The organism is Candidatus Peregrinibacteria bacterium (assembly GCA_030700255.1).
In the GTDB taxonomy this organism is placed as follows: Bacteria; Patescibacteriota; Gracilibacteria; order UBA1369; family JABINC01; genus JABINC01.
In genome coordinates this window covers 1-18,583 of the sequence record JAUYJN010000042.1, presented here as the reverse complement: position 1 = coordinate 18,583, position 18,583 = coordinate 1, and the positions used below count along the sequence as shown (strand labels likewise).

The following is an 18,583-nucleotide window of genomic DNA, read 5'->3' as shown; positions in this document are numbered from 1 at the left end:
TTTATGTTAAAAAGACTTTTCAAATTGAACCAAATAGGTGTGCTTGGGATAAATGCACGTAACCTTTCGTATATCAAAGCTTATAATTCGAAAAAAGCTATGAATCTTGCTGATGACAAGATGCGTACAAAACAATTTTTGTCAGCTAGGGATATTCCGGTTCCGAGGCTTTATAACACTATAAAAAAACGTTCTGAGCTTGAACGATTTGATTTTAATGTTTTACCGGATAAATTTGCACTTAAGCCGAATTATGGTTATGGAGGCGAGGGGATCATAATAGTTGTTGGTCGAAATGATAAAGGTTTTATTACATCATCAGGTAAGGTTTTGTCTGTTGATTTTTTGAGAGCTCATATAGAAGATATTATGGATGGTCGTTTTTCTATTGCAAATCAGCGTGATATGGCTTTTTTTGAGCAATTGATAGAATGCGATGAAACTGTCGCTAAATTTGCTTACAAAGGTCTTCCGGATATTCGTATAGTTGTACATAACTTGATTCCTATTATGGCGATGCTTCGACTTCCGACGGAAGCATCTGATGGGAAGGCGAATTTACATCTTGGAGCTGTTGGGGTTGGAATAGATATTTCTACAGGTCGTGCTACTCATATTATGCATCATAATAAAATAGTTGATGAAGTGCCCGGAGCGGGTGGGATTCGGGATTTGATCATTCCGCATTTCGATGAAATGCTGCTAATTGCATCTAAGATCCAACTTGTAACGAATATAGGTTACCTTGCTGTTGATTTAGCTCTTGATAAAAATGCAGGGCCTATGTTGCTGGAGGTGAACGCGAGGGCGGGACTTGCTGTACAAATAGCGAATCTTGCGCCACTCAAGCGTCGACTTGAGCGCATCAAGGGTGTAAAAGTTTTGAATCCGGAAAAAGGGGTGCGTGTTGCTCAGGATATGTTTGGTAATAAATTGGATAAGGAAATTAAAAATATTTCCGGTAAAGAGGTGATTGGTGTGGATGAACCCGTGGCTTTGTATTTGCCGGATGGAGGTACGGCAAAAACGATGGCTCATATAAGTATGTCTTTGGAATCTACAGTTATAGATAAAAAATACGCTGAAATGTTTCAAGTAGATGATGATTCTATACAGGGTGATATTGAGAGGGTACGTATTAAGTTCTCATTGGGTAATCAAAGAGTGCAGACGCTTGCTACCGTACAAGACTTATCAGATAAAGATTATAAATTACTCATTGGGCGTAAAGATATTTCAAATCATTTCTTGGTTGACCCTTCTCGTAAAAAAGATGAGAAAAAACTCCCAAAAATGGGAGGGAATAAAAAAATAAATTCTTCAACTCAAAATAACACTGACGTAATAAATTTTGTAGAGGTGGATAAGACGATTAATTTGATAGATAGCAAAATCAAGCTTTTGTATTATTTGAAACCGATGAATTTGGCGGAGGAAAAAAATAAATTTTTTGCTGATGAATTATATAACCCACAATTCGTATATCCTGATTTGAAATTTGATCCATATGAGGCTCGAACTGATCTTAAGAAAATAAAAGTTGATGATTCTGATTATGGGAAATTATTTTTAGCAAAAAAAGATGAGATTTTAAAAAAGATAAGTTTGCTTGAAAAAAGAGGGACCGAGGCATTTACAGCCGCATCTATAGATTTGTTTGGATATCCTGATTCACATCTTGTTTTGATGGCTTCTAAAGAATTTGAAGAGACTGTGAAAGAACATGGTAAGGTTGTATGGCCTAAATTGGATGAGGATTCTATAGGTACGTTGAATGCTGATAATGTCGTGAAGGAATTCAATAATATTTTTAAAGAATATAAAATTGAGTGGAAGGCGAAAATAAAAGAGGATCTCGTTTCACGTTGTATAGCTGGTAAGAAAAATTCTCTCTTTGTAAGAAAAGGTGCTTTGTTTAATGAAAAGCGCATTAAGGCTTTGATTGCTCATGAAGTTGAAACACATATATTGTCGGCTGAGAATGGGAAGTTACAGCCTTATACGATCTTTAATCGTGGTACTGCAAATTATTTGGAAACTCAGGAAGGGCTTGCTATTTATAATACTAGAACGGTTTCAAAAGATGATCCGGATTTCTTTAATATCGTTCCTCATGTGATAGTTATGGCGACTTCTGTCGCTCGAGATGGTGGTTTCCGAGATGTATATAACTATTTAAGGAAGCTTGGTTTTTTTGAAGATAAATCATTTCGTATAGCTCTTAAATTAAAAAGAGGACTTGAAGACACTAGTCAAAAAGGAGTGTTTACTAAAGATTTTATATATTACAAAGGATACAAAGAGATAGTTCAGTACGTTGAAAATGGTGGTAAGATAAAAGACTTATATATAGGTAAAGTAAGCGTTCATGATATTGACTGGATAAAAAAGCTCCGCGGAATTAAGCAGCCGAAGTATTTGCCGAAGTGGTTGGAAGAGTAGGGTTATTTGGTTTCCTTCAAATGTTCTTTGATTTTCCCCGTTACTTCATCGATAGAAAAATTTGCTTTTATCAAAAAGTCGATGGCGCCTAACTTCATCCCTTTTTCAACATCGGATTCTTGGCCAAGATTTGATAAAATGATTACAGGAATGTTTTGCGTCGTGCTATTAGCTTTTAGTTCTTCTAGTACATCAAAACCATTTTTTTGTGGAATAAGAAGATCTAGTAAGATGAGATCAGGTTGTTCAGCTATTATTTTTTCCACCGCATCGATTCCGTTGTTTGCAGCTATAATAGTATAGTCCTCTTGTTCTAGCCTTGTTCGATAAATTTTGCTTAGAAACTTGTCATCTTCAGCTATAAATATTTTAATGTTTTTGTTTGTCATATTTTTATTTAATTTTGCTTAATTATAGGTCTTTTTTGATATCTTTTACAATAAGCTTTTGTCCTCCTTTTCCCCTTTTCCATTTAATGCATTGTGGTGGCAAGGTGAAGTAAAAGCAACTTCCATGCTCATTATTTTTCGTTTCTTTTTTTGTTTTAGAATCAAACCATATCTTCCCTCCGCTTGCTTCGATGATACACTTTGATAAGTAAAGCCCTAAGCCGCTGCCATCGATTTCAGCTTCTATTGCATTATCTGCTCTGAAAAATTCCTCGAAGATTTTTTTTTGTTGAGATTTAGGTATTCCGACCCCATTATCAGAAATTTTAAATTGTATGCCTTTTTCTTTTGGTGTGATCTCAATTTTAATTAGTCCTTTTGGGCAGTATTTTATAGCATTTGAAATCAGATTGATGATTACTTGCCTTATTAGTTCTGGGTCAGTATTTGTTTTTGCCAGTGACTTAGATGGTTTTATGAGTTCTATTTTCGTTCCTTTTCTTTTTATAGTTGGTGTGATCTCAGAAATAATATCTTTGGTTAATTTGAATATGTCAGTTGCTTTTGGATCAATTAAAAGTTGTCCAGATTTCACTTTGGAAATATTTAACAAATCGTTTACAAGTATAATCATTCGTTCATTGCTCTGGTGCGCATCATGTAAGAGTTCTTTTTGTTTCTTTGGATCGAGATTCCCTTTCATTAACATTTCTAGAAACCATTTGATTCCAGAAAGAGGTGTGCGTAATTGATGTGAAATGGTAGAAATTAAAGCAATCTCTACTTTCTTAATTTCATCCTGTTTATTATTATCTTTGCTCATGTTATTTTATTTTCGTAAGAATAGGTATGCTAAAGTAGAATGTAGACCCTTTGCCTTTTTTGGATTCAAACCAGAATCTTCCTTCGGAAGCTTCGACTAAGTGTTTGGTGATAAAGAGACCGAGGCCAGAACCATCTGCATGTAAAAGTGCTGCGTTACTACCTCGGAAAAATTTACTGGCGATAGCCTTTTTGTCTTTGTCTGGTATACCTATCCCTATGTCATTCACACTGAATACTATTTCTTTTTCTTTTGTTAATTTTATACTTATAACAATTTCGCCATTCCCTTCATTGTAGAAGATGGCATTTTCTAACAACCTATTAAGAATTCTATTTAGCTGGTATGCGTCTGCTTGTATGTGTGGGATTTTGTTTTTTTGTAACTTCAAGGTAATTTTTAGCTTTTTTTCTTTGGCATCTTCCTTATATTCTTTAATAGCTTTTTTGACAATTTTGATTGGATCTATATCACTTGGTCTGAGTGTCAGAGATCGTTTTTCTATATCAAGTACCATAACTAGATCGTCGATAGTTCCTATTAGACGTAAATTGTTTTTATAAGTATTTTCTATTATTGTTTTTTGTTCATCATCTAGTTTTCTTCCTTCTTCGGCCAATATTAATTCTAAATTCCCTCTGATTGCTGAAACTGGTGTACGTAATTGATGTGAAATTACAGTAATGAATTTTGACTTTAATTCAGACAGCTCTTTTTCTTTGAGAAGGGCTCTTTCGAGTTTTTCTACTGCTGAATTGAGGTTGTTTTGAGAATCTCCAATAAAACCACTCATTACGTTGAAACTACTGTAGATCTCAGATAGTTCGTTTTCTATAACTTCATCCGTTTTTAGTCGATATTCAAGATTCCCTTTCGCCATTTCATCCGCAGCATTTTTGAGTGCAAGTAGTCGTCTTGTTATAAATTGAGTTGTAAAATATGCGACTGCTGAAATTAACACGATTGTAAGTAATCCACTTCCTACTGAAAATGCCTTGATTCTTGTAATGTGTGTAAGTTGAATTGGATCAGTGATAACTTCTTGTAATGAGCCAAAAGCTTGCAATGTAAGCCAAGTTGTTAATAGTAGTGGTACTATAACGACTATGACGAAATGAAGTATGATTTTAGCTACTAGGCTATTAAACATCGATTTCTGTTTTCCTGTTTTTTGTTTATTTTTACTTCTCATTTATAGTCAAACCTATAGGTATAATAATCTTATAATTGTACCATGCTTTATTAATTGTGGCAATTATGAAAAAACTGCAAGTCTCTATGATAGAAACTTGCAGTTTTTTATTTGTCTTTTGAGTCTTGGAGTAAGATTTATCTTATAACCTTAACTGTTGGGGCAGCTCCAGCACCTCCGGCACCTTCTCCTTCAGTGTCACATGATCCGACGGTTATAGCTCCGTTGGCATCTTTCATTATGTAGTAGTCTGTAAGTGCATCAGTTCCTGTTTTAGGATCTTTTGGCACAGCTCCTAAGTAGTTAGAACCAATTGCAGATAAGTCAGCACAGGCTGCTTGGGTAGTTTGTGCTGTACATCCTGTATCACCTCCTGTAGCACAGGTTCCAATTGTATGATAATTCCCTGCCGTTAAGGCAGCGACAGTACTATAATGTGTCCCATCATTGTCAGCTTGATATTTGATAACGGCATCTAGTACAGTGCCCACATCATTTGCACGAGTTGCATTCCTAGATTCGTTTAGACGTCTTGCAGGGTCTATAGCAACGAAAATTGCTCCAGCTAAAATAGCTATTATCGCAATAACGATAATAAGCTCAATGAGCGTGAAGGCTCGGTCTATTTTGGTTTTTGTTTTCATGTTTGTTTGGGTTAACTAATTTTAGAAAACTTTTCTTTGTAAGAGTATCATTGTTTTTGTCTGATTTCAAGCTACATAAAGTATTTTATATGGAAATGACCAAGAATTTCTTATTAGCTAATAGAGGGTAGCTTTTTCAATTGAAATATGTTAAAATAATAGGATTATATTTATGTAATAAATGGCTAATTATGGCTAAAGAAATATCACAAACAATAATTGATTTTTTGTTGAAAGATGATTTCATAACGCAGGAGCAATTTTATGAATTAAAGAAAGAGCATGAAAAGACTGATAAGTCGTTTGAAAAATTGATTATTGATAGTGGCTTGATGACTGATCCACAGCTTGGAAGCTTGATTGCGAATCAAAATGGTTGGCAATTCGTAAATCTTCGTAAGGAAGTTGTTAATGAAGGGATGCTAAGAATGATTCCTGAGAAGGTTGCAAGGAAGCAGAAGGTTATTGCTTTTCTGAAAACAGATAAAGGCGTTAAGGTTGCAATGAATAATCCAAAAGATACCACTTTGGTTCATTTGCTTAGTAAAAGGCTTGGTAAGGTAATCCCTTACTTTGCTACGAATGAAGATATTGAAGAGCATTTGACTTTGTATAAATCAGATATACAAGAAGAATTTGAGAAAATCTTCAAGGCTGAAATAGATGGGAAAGCTGGTTTGATGGAAGATAGCACAACTGTGAAAATCATTGACGTTTTAATCGCTCGTGCATATGAAAGTAATGCTTCAGATATTCATATAGAGCCATATGAAGACGAAACAGTTATTCGTTTTAGAATTGATGGTGTGATGCATGATATTATTTCAATTCCTAGAAAACATCATGATTTCCTTATATCTCGTATCAAGGTTATGGCGAAATTACGGACAGATGAACATCAGACTCCTCAGGATGGTAAGTTGGAATTCAAGTTTGGAGATAGAAAAATCGATGTTCGTATTTCAGTTGTGCCTACAACCAAAGGGGAGAATAGTGTAATGCGTCTTCTTTCTGATAAGGCTCGTAATTTCACTTTTGATCAGCTTGGTTATTCTGATAAGGATTTTGAAAAACTCATGGCAAATATTAAAAAACCATGGGGGATGATCCTTGCTACAGGGCCAACTGGTAGTGGTAAGACTACGAATCTTTATGCGATTCTTAAAATTTTAAATCAAAAAGAAGTCAATATTGCTACGATTGAAAATCCGGTTGAATACAATATCGATGGTATGACTCAGATTCAGGTGAATCCTAAAGCTGAGCTTACGTTTGCTTCTGGGCTTAAGTCTATTGTTAGGCAGGATCCGGATATAATTATGGTTGGGGAAATTCGTGATTCTGAAACGGCAGATATCGCTGTTAATTCTGCGATGACTGGACATCTGGTACTTTCCACGCTTCATACAAATGATGCAGCGACGACAATACCGCGTTTACTTCAAATGGGAGTTGAGCCATTTTTGATATCTTCTACCGTTAATGTCACTATTGGGCAGAGGCTTGTTAGAAAAATTTGTCCAAAATGTATACATACTTATGAAGCAGATGTCACGGAGTTTTCTGAGACACTTCCAGTCTCAGTATTGGAGCAGCTTGCTCGTGGCAATGACAAAATAACTTTGTATAAGGGCGCTGGATGTGAGCTTTGTGCTCATACTGGTTACCTTGGTCGAGTTGGGATTTTTGAAGTTTTGGAAGTGGATGATGATATACGTGAGTTGATTATGAAAAATTCTGATGCAGATACAATCAAGGCCAAGGCGGTTGAGAATGGAATGACTACAATGTTTGATGATGCTCGTGAGAAAGTCTTGAATGGTGTTACTACCATAGAGGAGATGCTTCGAGTTGTGCGTGATTAATTTGTATTCTTAATTATGGAAAAGAAGAGTTTATTTCAAAAGGAACTTAGTATAGGTGGGATTAATGCTACTGCTATACTTCTTTTTACCAAGCATCTTGCGATTACAATTAAAAGTGGACTTACTCTTGTGGAGGGGCTTGAGATTTTGCTTGATCAGTCGAAGGGGAAAATGGAGAGTGTTCTTATTGGTGTGCTAGAGACTGTCAGGTCTGGTAAATCTTTTTCTGAAGCTCTCTGTGCTTATACTAAGTATTTTTCCCCTATATATATAAATATGGTGCGTACTGGTGAACTGTCTGGTACTTTGGAAGATAATCTTGCGAGGCTTGTAATTGATCTTAATAAAGCTCAGATTCTTAGGAGAAAAATTAAATCAGCAATGATTTATCCTATGTTCGTGTTCGTAGCTGTGTTTGGGCTTGGTATGTCTGTTGCACTTTTTGTATTGCCGAAGATATTACCTCTTTTCCGTACACTTGATGTGGAATTACCTATTACTACTCGTGGACTTATTTGGGTGGCTGAAGTTTTTGAAAACCATGGTTTTAGTCTTTTGGTAGGTACGGTACTAGGTGTGACTTTGTTGCTTTGGTTGCTTAGGCGAGATTTTGTAAAACCTTTTACCCATAGGCTTATATTAAAAATTCCAGTTGTTAAAACTATTGTGAGAAATATAAATCTTGAACGTTTTACACGCACATTTGGAACTCTTCTTGAGAGTGGGCTTCCTTTGGATCAAAGTCTTCAGATTACGGCGGATGCTATGGAAAATCGAGCATATCATAGTGTTGTTCTTTCATTTCTTCCAGAAGTTAAATCTGGGAATAGTCTTTTGATGGCTGTTTCTAAGCACCCTAAGTTGTTCCCGATGATTACCTCGAGAATGATAGGGGTAGGGGAGAAAACTGGTAATTTGGATAATACATTGAAATACTTGGCTGGTTTTTATGAAGATGAAGTTGATGAAACTACTAAGAATTTGTCTACTGTTCTTGAGCCAGTGCTTTTAATTGTTATTGGTATTATCGTTGGTACTGTCGCTATATCTATACTTGGACCTATTTATCAAATAACAGGGAATTTAAGTGGTTAAAGATTTTTTTAAAATTAGGTTGTTGAAAAAAAAAGGATTTACTTTGCTTGAATTGATTCTCGTTATTGCTATTTTTTCAATAGTGGTTGGAGGAACTATTTTGTCTTTATCTTCTTTTTTTGCAAAAAGCCAACTTACTGATCATTCTAAGCAGATTGTTAATTCTCTCCGAAAAGCTCAGTCAAATTCAATGATGAGGGTTAAGGTAAGTCAGTGGGGAGTCAATTTTGATAGTGGAGGAGGGGTTGTGACTTTTTTTCAAGGAGCTTCATACAGCGCTCGTGATACTAATTATGACCAAGCTCAGACTCTTCCGCCAAGTCTTTCATTGAATAATATCTCGTTCGACAGTGGTGGGACTGAGGTTGTTTTTACAAAGGTGAATGGAGAGACGGATGACTTCGGTTCTCTACAGGTGCAAGGTGATATCGATAATTATACAATTACTATTAACAAATTCGGGCAAATTGAAATCAATTAATTTTTTACAAAAAGTTTTTCTAAAGAAGCAGGCGAGTCTTCTTCTTGAGATTATAGTTTCTATTGGTGTGTTTATACTTATTGCAACTTCTGTTGTGGTTATGTCACTCGGAAGTCATACTGGGACTCTTCGTTCTGAAGGTCGTTTAGAGGCAACTGCTATAGCTCAGCAAGGTGTTGAAGCTGTACGTTCAATACGTGACTTCGATTGGACCAACTTAACTGTTGGGGCACATGGGCTAAGTCGAGTAAATGGATATTGGGAATTTATTGGTACATCTGACACAATTGGTGCTTATACTCGTTCCATTATTGTTACTGAGATTAGTCCAGACCGGAAAGATGTAGCCGTGAATGTATCGTGGGAGGTTACTACTGGAGTGCCAAATTCTTTGACAATGACTTCACGTTTTACAGATTGGCAGAGCTCATCGTGGATTCTTTCTTCTGTCCTTGATTTTACAAATGGATTTTTGAACAGTCTTGTTATTACTAATACTTTGGATGGTGAATTGGAGTTCGATGTTATTAGTGATTGGTCTACTCCTTCTATTTTGACTTCATTTGATTTTGATGGTTCTTCTGATGTAAATGATATATTTTTGGTCGGTAATACTCTCTATATGGTCACAAATCAAACTAGTGCTGGAGCAGAATTCATAGTTCTTGATGTGTCTGATGTTGGGAATGGTAATATTACTAAATTGGGTTCATTTGAGCTTAGTGTAAATGGTAATCAAATTTTTGTAGATGGTAATTATGCATATTTAGCTACGAATCATGTTGATGAAGAAGTTATGGTGATTCGTTTATCTGACTATACGAAAGTGGATACTATTGATCTTCCAGGTGCGGATGATGCTAATGCTGTATTTGTAAAAAATAATACTCTTTATATTGGATCTAAGAGGGATGGTAATGGTAATGAGTTGTTTGCATACGATGTAAGCAATCCTGAAAGTATCTCAAGTACTCCAATTGTTGAGTTGGAAATTAATAGCGATGTGAATAGCATTTTTGTAGATGGTAATTATGCCTATATTACTACCGAAGCTAATACGGCTGAATTGATGATTATACGTTTGAGTGATTATGCGAATATTAATTCGTACGATCTTCCTGGGTCATCTAGTGATACGGCATTACATGTCGTTGGAACTGTTGCTTATATCATTCGTGATGGTAGTGGTGTAAATGATGAGTTTTTCGCACTCGATGTGAGTGACCCTACCGGTACCATTACTCTTCTTGGTTCTGTAGATACTGGTAGTGCTGATATGCGCGATTTATATACTGAGGGAGATAGAGCTTATATTGCAACTGGAGCTCAAGGAAATGAGGAGCTTACAATCATTGATTTAACGACATATACAATTGAGGCCACTATAGATTTGCTTGGTTCTTATAATACTGGGGCGATATGGTTTCAGGGGGCTTATATTTACGTTGGTTCCGATGATAATACCCATACTTTGCAAGTTGTGTATGCAGGTGGTGTCCCATCAGGGCCAGGTACTCAATATGCGCAGTGGGGGACATTTATATCGCAAGCATTTGATAGTGGCTCTGACTCTACAATTTATACAGATATTTTATGGACACAGAGTGGTACAGGAACTATAAAATTTCAATTACGTTCTGCTAATTCTGAGGAGAGCCTTTCTGATGCTGATTGGATAGGCCCTGACGGCACGACTGCGACTTACTATACGACATCAGGGACTATTATTAACGCAGCCTCTAATAAACGTTGGATTCAGCTTCAGGCTTTGTTCCTTGGGGATGGAACAACTACTCCTATACTTGAAAATATAACAATACCATATGCGAAATAAAGGATTTACATTAATTGAATTGATCATTTACGTAGCAATTGCTTCGGGAGTACTTGTATCTGTTATTACATTTGCTTGGGCTGTTATTGGCTCTGGTGTGAAGGTCGATGTGTCTTCGGAGTTAACTCAGAATGGTCGGTTTGTACTTGAGAAGATAACGCAAGAAATACATGCTGCTGAGGATGTAGTAATAGGTAGTTCGACTTTTGGTGTGAGCCCAGGCGTCTTGACTTTGGATCTTTCTGGTCCGAATACTGATGTCGTTTTTGATACTTATGCTAAGGATGTAACTGTAGGTGGCCAGGTTATTAGTATAACAAAATTACGTATGCAAGATGGGACCGATCCTGCGGTGGATATTACAAGTGATAAAGTGAATTTAACGAATTTTGTACTTACGAACCTTACTCGTGATACCGAACCTGCTAATATTAATATTGAAATAACACTTGTGCATATTACAACTGGGGAAGATCCTTTGCGTGATCGTAATTTGAGTTTCGAGACCGCGGTATCTATTCGTGAAAAATAATAAATATTATGAATTTGAATGCATATACAAATAGACGAGGAATTGCGACACTTATAGTTATTATCATTGTATCTGCAGTTATACTTCTTATTGCGATGAGCGCAACTCTCAAAGGTATTGATGAAACTCAAACTGGAGCACATCAAAATAAATCTCTTGAGATTTTCTCAGGCACTGATGGGTGTCTTGATGAAGGACTGTTGGGATTGAATAATAGTAGCTCATATACTGGAGAAGTTTTAACATTGGGGAATATCTCCTGTATTATAGTTGTGACAGGTCATGGAAGTACGCGTACAATAAATGTTGTGGCTACGTATGGCACTGATTATGATAGGGAAATAGAAGCTGTTGTTACTTTGTCGCCTGAGTTCGTGATTACTTCTTGGAGTGAGATAACTGATTAAAATTATGCTTGAATTTCTAAAAAATTTGATTCCTGGTAAGCCGTTTGCATTGTATATAACTGATGAGTTTATACAGGCTCTGCAGCTCGATGGGAGGCCTGAGGCTCCGCAAGTCCTTGCTATTGGTGAGAAGAGGTTCAATGCTGGCGTTGTGAAAGATGGGGAAATCTTACAAGAGCAGCCTCTTAGTGAGGGTATTAAAAGGTTTTTGGCTGAAATCAAACCTAATCCAATTATTTCTAAAAAATGTTTTGTTGCTTTCCAAGAGTCTCAAAGTTATGAGTATCTTTTTCATTTACCTTTAGCTCTTAAAGGTAAAGAATTTGATGCGGAGCTTGAAAGGCTGGTTGGGGAGACTATCCCAGTGCCTTTGCATGAAATCAAATATGATTATCACGTCTCTAGTCATGTGGATAAACAGATTGTTTTTGTTGTCGCTGTGCGAAGGCTTATAATTGACCAGTATTATGAAGTTATCAAAAATTCCTGTGGGCTTAAGCCTGTTTTTCTTGAGCCTGAATCTTTGAGCCTACTTCGTAATATTCCTTTGAATTTTGATAAGGTTAAGAATTTTTTTCTTATAAATATTCGTGGAGGATTTATTACTTGGTTTTCATTTTTGGGGAAGGATGTTGTTGATAGTAATATGATTGCTTTAAATAAATTTAAAGAAAAACCTGATTTGCTTTTGGAGGATTTGAAAAAATCAAAAGAAGCTTTCGTAAGTGTTGTTGGGACTGAGATGACACATGTCCTGGTTTCTGGTGATATTGATGGTGTCGGGAAGTCGATGAAAGAGCTGCTTGGACCTGGGCTTTCTCTTTCAGTTGCTTTTGTTGAGAAATATAGATTTTTACCTGATGGTGAAGATGCGTCAAAATTCAATGTTATTTCAGGGCTTGCGTTGAAAAGTCTCGGGTTCGATATGGAAATTAAGATAAATCTTTTGGCAAAATAGGCTTAAGGCTGAACATAGTTTGGATGATATAGTTGGAGAGCTTATTAAGTAGTTTTATCACTTCCTTCTTACAATCATAATACTCATGTCATCATCTTGAATGTGCCCTTCGATGAATGAACTGAAGTCTTTTGAGATACTTTCAAAAATTAAATTTGAACTTGGTAGGTTGCCGAATTTCTCAGCAGCTTTTTTTAATCTTTCAAGTCCATATAATTCGCCGTTTGAATTTTCTCCTTCAGTTATTCCATCAGAATAAAGTATTAATGTATCCCCCGATTGAAAGTCGATTTCTTTTTCAATTAGCATTTTCGAATTATCAGGCACCATACCAAGAGCTATTCCTCCAGCAGGATATGATTCGCATTTATGTGTACTTTGGCGATATATAACGACGTGCTCATGTCCCGCACCTGTGTAATACATTTTTTTATTTTGCTTATCCCATCTGAACATTACCATCGTCATAAACATTGTGGACGATATTTTTGGTTGTAGATATTTGTTTGTGTTTGTAAGTACGTCTTTTGAGTTCATCTCTTTGTCTATGAATGTATCAAGTAGAGTATCGACCATGATCATAACCAGTCCTGCCGGCACGCCATGTCCAGTCACATCCCCAATGTAAAAGAAGAGATTGTTTTCTTTGTCCATAAAATCGAAGCTATCCCCTCCGATTTCTTCGGCGGGTTTTGTTTTTGCAACAATATCCAGCTCGTCTACGTTTGGTGCTGATTGAGGTAAGAGATTTTGTTGTATCTGATGAGCTATATCCAGTTCTTTTGTTATACGTCTGTGAGCGTTTAGATCTGTGGATATTTGTTCTAGGTTTTTTGTTATATCATTGAAGAAATGTCCGATTACACCTATTTCATCTACGCGCGTAGTAATTACTCTTCTATATCTTTTCCCTGTTAAAAGAGCTTTCATTTCATGGAGTATCTTTTTTGTTGGACGAATGAATTCTATATACATGAATATTATGTAGAGTAGGGAAGTGATTATCATAATGCTAAGTCCACTGACTAATGAAATATCTATTTTATTAGTTTTTTGTAATATAAGTAGTCCGATTGTTGCTATACACATAACAAGCAATATATGTATGATTACTTTCAAAATTAAACTACTTTTTATTTTGTAGAAATTCATTTAAGTGTTTTGTGGATTAAGTTTGTTTTTGTAACGCTTCATGTGAGGTTTTAAAGTTTTGTCGATTATCTCTGAAATATGCGTAACCTCTCTGTCTTTGCCGATAAGATCATAGAAATGCTTAAGTTCTTTTAATGTATAGAGGCTGAACTCTGATAATGTTTTATTGTTATTTTGAAGCAGTATTCCATGTATGTGCATACTGACTTTATCATTAAGTTTTGCATTTATTAGTTTTTTGAATTTCTCACTAATATGCTCACTTTGCATGTACGTTTTGATTTGCTTGTAATTATGTTTGCTATTTAGCAGCAAGTTTATAAATGGAGCTATCGCATCCTTGTCTTCTAGTTGCATCAATACTTTCAAAGCGGATTCTTCTATGGCTTGTCTTTTTGATTTACTTAATTCTAAGATATGTGATTTGAAATCCATCAAGCGTAATTCTCCTATAACTTCCATCGCATTTATTACATGATTGTCTTTTGATGATTTCAATAATGACTTGAGTTCTTTTCTGATAAATTGTTTATGTTCATCATTTATCCAAACTGCTGTCATTGCAGAGCATCGAAGTTCAACATTATTAGAAATGAGGAAGCCTTGGATGAAATGTGATGCGCTTGTATCTTTGAAGCATGCCATTACTTTAATACAATCACGTTTTAACTCTGCTCCGCCTATACGCAGTAATTCAATTAAATATTCTACTGTAGCTTGTTGATTAACCCTTGTGAGTATTTTTATCACTACTTCTTTTGTTTCTATTGGTGCGTTTCTTTCAAATAGATTTTTTAGCGCCGTTACGATTCTGAATTTAGCGAATGCATTTTGAAAAAGATGTTTATTTATTTGTTTATATTGATAAAGAGCATTGACTGCCGCCATCTGAACTTCCGGGTTTGGATTGTCGATATATCGAATTATCATTGGGATAGCGTCTCCATCTTTTATTCTCCCTAGGGCTTCAAGGATTTTAATTTTTACTATATTTTTTTCGATAGGACTATCCAATGCTTTCATCAATATTTTAGCGGAGTCCCTGTGTCCCTTTTGGCTTAGCAATTCTATTGAGTTTAATTTGTCGGCAGTGTTGTCTATTAGTTTCAATGCATGGCTACTTACCTTCGTGTATTCTTTTTGTGAGTTGTAGATCACGTATGACATTACAAATGCGACCGCCAACATTGCGATATTGATACCGAGAGTTATTTGACTGTCATGTAATAAATATTCAAATAGAAATATAAATCCAGTACCGATTATTGCTCCGAGTGGAGTTATGATACCTTCCATAAATTCTTTTATTTCTTCACGTACTTCTTCTCTCAATGAATAATAGCTTGTTAAGTATGCATTTTGAAAAATCGATCTAGTCATTTCAAATCCTGTTTTTGATATAAATGCAGTAGAGATGTTGAAATGCATTGTCATAATTGAAAAGTTTGCAATCATAAGCAATGGATGTACGAGTATACTTTGTATGATACCGATTTTTTTTATGATTTTACTTGCAACGAAAAGTTGCATTAATAATGCAAATGCACTTATTATCATCTGGAAAAATCCGAGCGTATAAGCGAGTTCTTTTTCCAGTTTAGAGTTTTCTATGAATGTCGCATGAGATTCGTCCGTTGTTGCATATTCTGTGGAGGCTAGTTGTATTCCAGTGTCCATTACTATGGTCTCCTCATGGGCATTGTATACTTTTTGCTGGATCGCTTTGGTATATTGAAACTCAACAAGATTGAAAATGATAAATTGGCACAATATGATAACTACAACTCCTTGTAAGAAGCTGGTTTTTTTTATTTCAGCCCAGCCTTCCTCGATCCTTTGTAATTTACTAATTTCTCTTAGTTTTTCTTTTTTGTGTAAATTTAAATTTGGAAGGTCATTGTGACAATTGCGTTTAAAAACAGCTATTGTTGGTATTATTAAAAATGAAATAATTATGAGTAAATAAAGAAATTTGTACGGTGCTATAAAGCTACCAAGCGATGTCAGTACGATACCGGCGACGATACCTCCTATAGTTTCTGACGTTTCAATAACCGGAAATGCAGACTCGCTTTCTATTGGCGTGAACATATCTTCGATGAAGAGTTGTATTAGTATATTTAGTTGTCCGAGGAAGAGGCTTATTCCAACGAGGCTTGTTATCAAAAACCATAATTCGCTGCGTGGTAATATGAATGTTGCTGCGGAGAATAATATCACTGCTGCTATCATCAAAGTTACCGTAATTAGAGTTGCTTTGTTGATAAATCTTATTAGTTCAGAGAAGACTAAAGTCCCGCACATTACAAGAATTGCATTTCCTATAAATAGAAATGGTAATGACTCTATTCCGATTCTATTTACAAAAATTGCCGTTATAACAGTCCACCCAAGCATAAAGCTAAATCTGTAGAAAAAATTTACTAGCCAAGACACAGATATTCTAGAGAATGAGCTGCTTCCTACCCCAAATGTTTTGATTAGGTTTATTTTGCCGAACATTTGCTGTTTTATTTGTATATAATAATCTTTATAGTATACCAGAAAAACGATCTTTCTAAAAGTACTAAAAAAGGCGAACTTATGACGAAATCACTTCTCTATAAAAGCGCATTTATATTGGGGTTTTCTTCTCTTTTGAGTAGACTTCTCGGGGTTGTTCGTGACCATCTGCTTGCCGGTACATTTGGAGCTCAAGGAGAAGGGGCTTTTAATCTTGATGTTTATTATGCTGCATTTCGAATTCCTGACTTTATATATGCTATTTTGATTATGGGCGCTGTGTCCGCGGCTTTTGTGCCTGTATTGACTGAAGTGATGCATGGTAAAGGTAAAACTCTTGATGAAGGTGGCTCACTATTTGTTTCAAACGTTTTGAATGTTGTTCTTTGTGCAGTTATTTTATTTGGAGGTATTGCTTTCTTGTTTGCTCCTTTCATTGTTCGATTTTTAGTCCCTGGTTTTACCGGAGGAGATTTTCCGCTCACTATTTTAGTTACGAGGATAATGCTTGTTTCACCAATATTTTTTGGTATTAGTGCTGTCTTGCAGGCGGCTCAAAATACTTTTGATAAATTCTTTTATATAGCTATCGCACCGATTTTTTATAATATTGGTATTATTTTAGGTATATATTTTTTTGCGCAGCAGTATGGGGTTTTTGCTGTTGCCGGAGGTGTAATCGTTGGTGCATTTTTAAATTTACTTATTCAAATTCCCGGGGTATTGGCACTGAAATTTAGATACAGGCCTTTTGTTTGTTTGAAAGATCCGTATTTACGTAAGATGATTCGTCTGGTTATTCCGCGTATTTTGGGCATGTCAGTCATGCAGGTGAATTTGATTTTTGATACTTTGGTTGGTTCATTGTTAGCTACCGGGAGTATTACAATTTTAAATTATGCCGTAAATTTGAATAGTTTGCCGATGGGGATGGTGGGTATTTCGTTTGCTATTGCGTCTTTTGCGACACTTTCCTCTATGGCGGTTGATATAGAAAAAGCAGGCAAACCAACTCTCGAATTTCGTAAAAAATTTGCAAATCATCTAGGTAAAATAGTTGTAAGTATTTTGTATTTTGTAGTACCTGCCGCAGTTGGTCTTTTTGTGCTTCGATTTCAAATCGTAGATGTGATTCTTGGCAATGGTGCGTTTACAGATAATGATATTTTGCTTACCGGCAATACGCTGGCTTTCTTTCTTATAGGGCTGCTTGGTCAAAGTTTGATTCCTGTCTTTGCACGAACTTTTTATGCATTCAAAAACACACTTACTCCTGTTTTGATAAGTGTTAGTGCTATGATTTTAAATATCGGATTGAACTTTTATTTCGCACTTTCCCTAGAGCTTGGTGTTTATGGTATAGCACTTGCGACTAGCTTAACTTCACTTCTGAACATGGTTTTATTGGTGATATTCTTGAGATCAAAATTCTTATCAGGTATGCAAATTTTTGATCTGAGAAGAGTAGGGGCTATTTTATTTGCAGGGATAATCATGGGAATTGCTGTATATTTCATGAATATTTATCTTATAGCTTTTGCAGAAGTTTCTTCACTAAATCAAATACTCGCACTTTGTGCGAGTATAGTGGTCGGTATTATAGTATTTTTCTGTTCTATTCTCCCGTTTGGGCTCGAAGAGACGAATTACTTGCTGAAAAAGCTGTTTTTGAAGAATGTGCTTCATCTTCGAATCTAACCTCGGCTTCCTTTTCAGTTATTTGTGGATAGGCGCTTCCGTCATCTATTTCCCAACCAATCTCTTCTCCAGGATATGCATCTATTCTTTCGTTGAGTGGTATTTCTTCAGGATTTCTTTGGCTATTTATTAAGTCGTTTAATTCATCTCGAAATCCAAATGCTAAAATAGCTGCCATTAAAGCTCCAGGTAAAGCTAATTTTTGTAGTAAGCTTTTTTGCGGAACTAGCTTATCAACACTTTCTATTAGTACACGATCTCTTTTTCCTTGTGTTATACAAACACTTAGAATAGGTTTTTTATGATTTCCTCTCATTTTAATATACTTAAAATGTAATTAGACGCAAGGGTACACCATCTGGGCTGAATTTGTCAAGTCGCCTGCGGTTCTTGAAACAAATTGGGCAATCAAAAGTATGTTCGAGAGCATGTAGATGCTGAAATCTAAAAAATCCAAACGTACGAAAACAAATTTAATGAATTTTGATCATGTGGAAGTGTGCACGTGCACAGATTTTGTACGTTATCTTGTACAAAAACTCTTCCCGGAAGGAGGGATTGTACAATAA

At 35.7% G+C, this 18,583-nt stretch carries 16 protein-coding genes; 9 read left to right on the top strand and 7 right to left on the bottom strand.

Annotation, left to right across the window (positions count from 1 at the left end; all coding sequences use genetic code 11):
* Window positions 1-3 precede the first annotated feature (3 nt).
* On the top strand, window positions 4-2,442 hold the full coding sequence (locus Q8P68_05325; protein MDP4008583.1) for a DUF1704 domain-containing protein: 2,439 nt from the start codon (window positions 4-6) through the stop codon (window positions 2,440-2,442).
* 2 nt (window positions 2,443-2,444) lie between these two features.
* On the opposite strand, the gene Q8P68_05320 is transcribed toward Q8P68_05325, so the two are convergent.
* From Q8P68_05320 to Q8P68_05305, 4 genes are all read right to left on the bottom strand, one after another.
* Window positions 2,445-2,831: a response regulator gene (locus tag Q8P68_05320; protein MDP4008582.1), complete on the bottom strand. Its 387-nt coding sequence runs from the start codon at window positions 2,829-2,831 to the stop codon at window positions 2,445-2,447.
* 22 nt (window positions 2,832-2,853) lie between these two features.
* Window positions 2,854-3,654 carry a HAMP domain-containing sensor histidine kinase gene (locus Q8P68_05315; protein MDP4008581.1) on the bottom strand — a complete coding sequence of 267 codons (801 nt, stop codon included), beginning with the start codon at window positions 3,652-3,654 and terminating at the stop codon, window positions 2,854-2,856.
* Window position 3,655: 1 nt separating this feature from the next.
* Entirely contained in the window at window positions 3,656-4,846 is a 1,191-nt protein-coding gene (locus Q8P68_05310) for a HAMP domain-containing sensor histidine kinase (protein MDP4008580.1), read from the bottom strand.
* Window positions 4,847-4,983: 137 nt separating this feature from the next.
* Window positions 4,984-5,490 (bottom strand): prepilin-type N-terminal cleavage/methylation domain-containing protein, encoded by a 507-nt coding sequence (locus Q8P68_05305; GenBank protein ID MDP4008579.1) that lies wholly within the window; start codon window positions 5,488-5,490, stop codon window positions 4,984-4,986.
* Window positions 5,491-5,681: 191 nt separating this feature from the next.
* Between Q8P68_05305 and Q8P68_05300 the strand changes: the two genes are divergently transcribed.
* From Q8P68_05300 to pilM, 7 genes are read left to right on the top strand one after another with little or no spacing between them, the layout of a single operon-like run.
* The gene (locus Q8P68_05300) at window positions 5,682-7,355 is read left to right on the top strand and encodes a GspE/PulE family protein (protein ID MDP4008578.1); all 1,674 of its coding nucleotides are present in this window, start codon (window positions 5,682-5,684) and stop codon (window positions 7,353-7,355) included.
* Between the two features lie 15 nt (window positions 7,356-7,370).
* Window positions 7,371-8,450, top strand: a complete 1,080-nt coding sequence (locus tag Q8P68_05295; protein MDP4008577.1) for a type II secretion system F family protein — start codon at window positions 7,371-7,373, stop codon at window positions 8,448-8,450.
* A 22-nt stretch (window positions 8,451-8,472) separates the two neighbouring features.
* Window positions 8,473-8,931, top strand: coding sequence for a prepilin-type N-terminal cleavage/methylation domain-containing protein (locus Q8P68_05290; protein ID MDP4008576.1), 459 nt, complete (start codon window positions 8,473-8,475; stop codon window positions 8,929-8,931).
* Complete coding sequence (locus Q8P68_05285) at window positions 8,918-10,765, top strand: hypothetical protein (protein ID MDP4008575.1); 1,848 nt, start codon at window positions 8,918-8,920, stop codon at window positions 10,763-10,765. The genes Q8P68_05290 and Q8P68_05285 overlap by 14 nt, the downstream gene beginning before the upstream one ends.
* Window positions 10,755-11,297 (top strand): prepilin-type N-terminal cleavage/methylation domain-containing protein, encoded by a 543-nt coding sequence (locus Q8P68_05280; GenBank protein MDP4008574.1) that lies wholly within the window; start codon window positions 10,755-10,757, stop codon window positions 11,295-11,297. Before Q8P68_05285 ends, Q8P68_05280 begins: the two co-directional genes overlap by 11 nt.
* 8 nt (window positions 11,298-11,305) lie before the next feature.
* Entirely contained in the window at window positions 11,306-11,704 is a 399-nt protein-coding gene (locus Q8P68_05275) for a hypothetical protein (GenBank protein MDP4008573.1), read from the top strand.
* Between the two features lie 4 nt (window positions 11,705-11,708).
* Window positions 11,709-12,662 carry a pilus assembly protein PilM gene (pilM, locus tag Q8P68_05270; protein ID MDP4008572.1) on the top strand — a complete coding sequence of 318 codons (954 nt, stop codon included), beginning with the start codon at window positions 11,709-11,711 and terminating at the stop codon, window positions 12,660-12,662.
* 57 nt (window positions 12,663-12,719) lie between these two features.
* On the opposite strand, the gene Q8P68_05265 is transcribed toward pilM, so the two are convergent.
* Both Q8P68_05265 and Q8P68_05260 read right to left on the bottom strand, forming a co-directional pair.
* The gene (locus tag Q8P68_05265; protein ID MDP4008571.1) at window positions 12,720-13,814 is read right to left on the bottom strand and encodes a SpoIIE family protein phosphatase; all 1,095 of its coding nucleotides are present in this window, start codon (window positions 13,812-13,814) and stop codon (window positions 12,720-12,722) included.
* The gene (locus tag Q8P68_05260) at window positions 13,815-16,211 is read right to left on the bottom strand and encodes a HEAT repeat domain-containing protein (GenBank protein ID MDP4008570.1); all 2,397 of its coding nucleotides are present in this window, start codon (window positions 16,209-16,211) and stop codon (window positions 13,815-13,817) included.
* Between the two features lie 186 nt (window positions 16,212-16,397).
* Between Q8P68_05260 and murJ the strand changes: the two genes are divergently transcribed.
* Window positions 16,398-18,014 carry a murein biosynthesis integral membrane protein MurJ gene (murJ, locus tag Q8P68_05255; protein ID MDP4008569.1) on the top strand — a complete coding sequence of 539 codons (1,617 nt, stop codon included), beginning with the start codon at window positions 16,398-16,400 and terminating at the stop codon, window positions 18,012-18,014.
* On the opposite strand, the gene Q8P68_05250 is transcribed toward murJ, so the two are convergent.
* Window positions 17,932-18,330, bottom strand: a complete 399-nt coding sequence (locus Q8P68_05250; protein MDP4008568.1) for a hypothetical protein — start codon at window positions 18,328-18,330, stop codon at window positions 17,932-17,934. The two genes, murJ and Q8P68_05250, sit on opposite strands and share 83 nt — an antisense overlap.
* Between the last annotated feature and the right edge of the window lie 253 nt (window positions 18,331-18,583).

Excerpts from the sequence above, each read along its gene's own strand:
- Q8P68_05325 (MDP4008583.1), top strand. The coding sequence starts at position 4 with ATGTTAAAAAGACTTTTCAAATTGAACCAAATAGGTGTGCTTGGGATA.
- Q8P68_05300 (MDP4008578.1), top strand. The coding sequence starts at position 5,682 with ATGGCTAAAGAAATATCACAAACAATAATTGATTTTTTGTTGAAAGAT.
- Q8P68_05260 (MDP4008570.1), bottom strand. The coding sequence starts at position 16,211 with ATGCTTGGGTGGACTGTTATAACGGCAATTTTTGTAAATAGAATCGGA.
- pilM (MDP4008572.1), top strand. The coding sequence starts at position 11,709 with ATGCTTGAATTTCTAAAAAATTTGATTCCTGGTAAGCCGTTTGCATTG.
- Q8P68_05265 (MDP4008571.1), bottom strand. The coding sequence starts at position 13,814 with ATGAATTTCTACAAAATAAAAAGTAGTTTAATTTTGAAAGTAATCATA.
- Q8P68_05275 (MDP4008573.1), top strand. The coding sequence starts at position 11,306 with ATGAATTTGAATGCATATACAAATAGACGAGGAATTGCGACACTTATA.
- Q8P68_05250 (MDP4008568.1), bottom strand. The coding sequence starts at position 18,330 with ATGAGAGGAAATCATAAAAAACCTATTCTAAGTGTTTGTATAACACAA.
- murJ (MDP4008569.1), top strand. The coding sequence starts at position 16,398 with ATGACGAAATCACTTCTCTATAAAAGCGCATTTATATTGGGGTTTTCT.
- Q8P68_05310 (MDP4008580.1), bottom strand. The coding sequence starts at position 4,846 with ATGAGAAGTAAAAATAAACAAAAAACAGGAAAACAGAAATCGATGTTT.
- Q8P68_05315 (MDP4008581.1), bottom strand. The coding sequence starts at position 3,654 with ATGAGCAAAGATAATAATAAACAGGATGAAATTAAGAAAGTAGAGATT.
- Q8P68_05320 (MDP4008582.1), bottom strand. The coding sequence starts at position 2,831 with ATGACAAACAAAAACATTAAAATATTTATAGCTGAAGATGACAAGTTT.
- Q8P68_05305 (MDP4008579.1), bottom strand. The coding sequence starts at position 5,490 with ATGAAAACAAAAACCAAAATAGACCGAGCCTTCACGCTCATTGAGCTT.
- Q8P68_05295 (MDP4008577.1), top strand. The coding sequence starts at position 7,371 with ATGGAAAAGAAGAGTTTATTTCAAAAGGAACTTAGTATAGGTGGGATT.
- Q8P68_05280 (MDP4008574.1), top strand. The coding sequence starts at position 10,755 with ATGCGAAATAAAGGATTTACATTAATTGAATTGATCATTTACGTAGCA.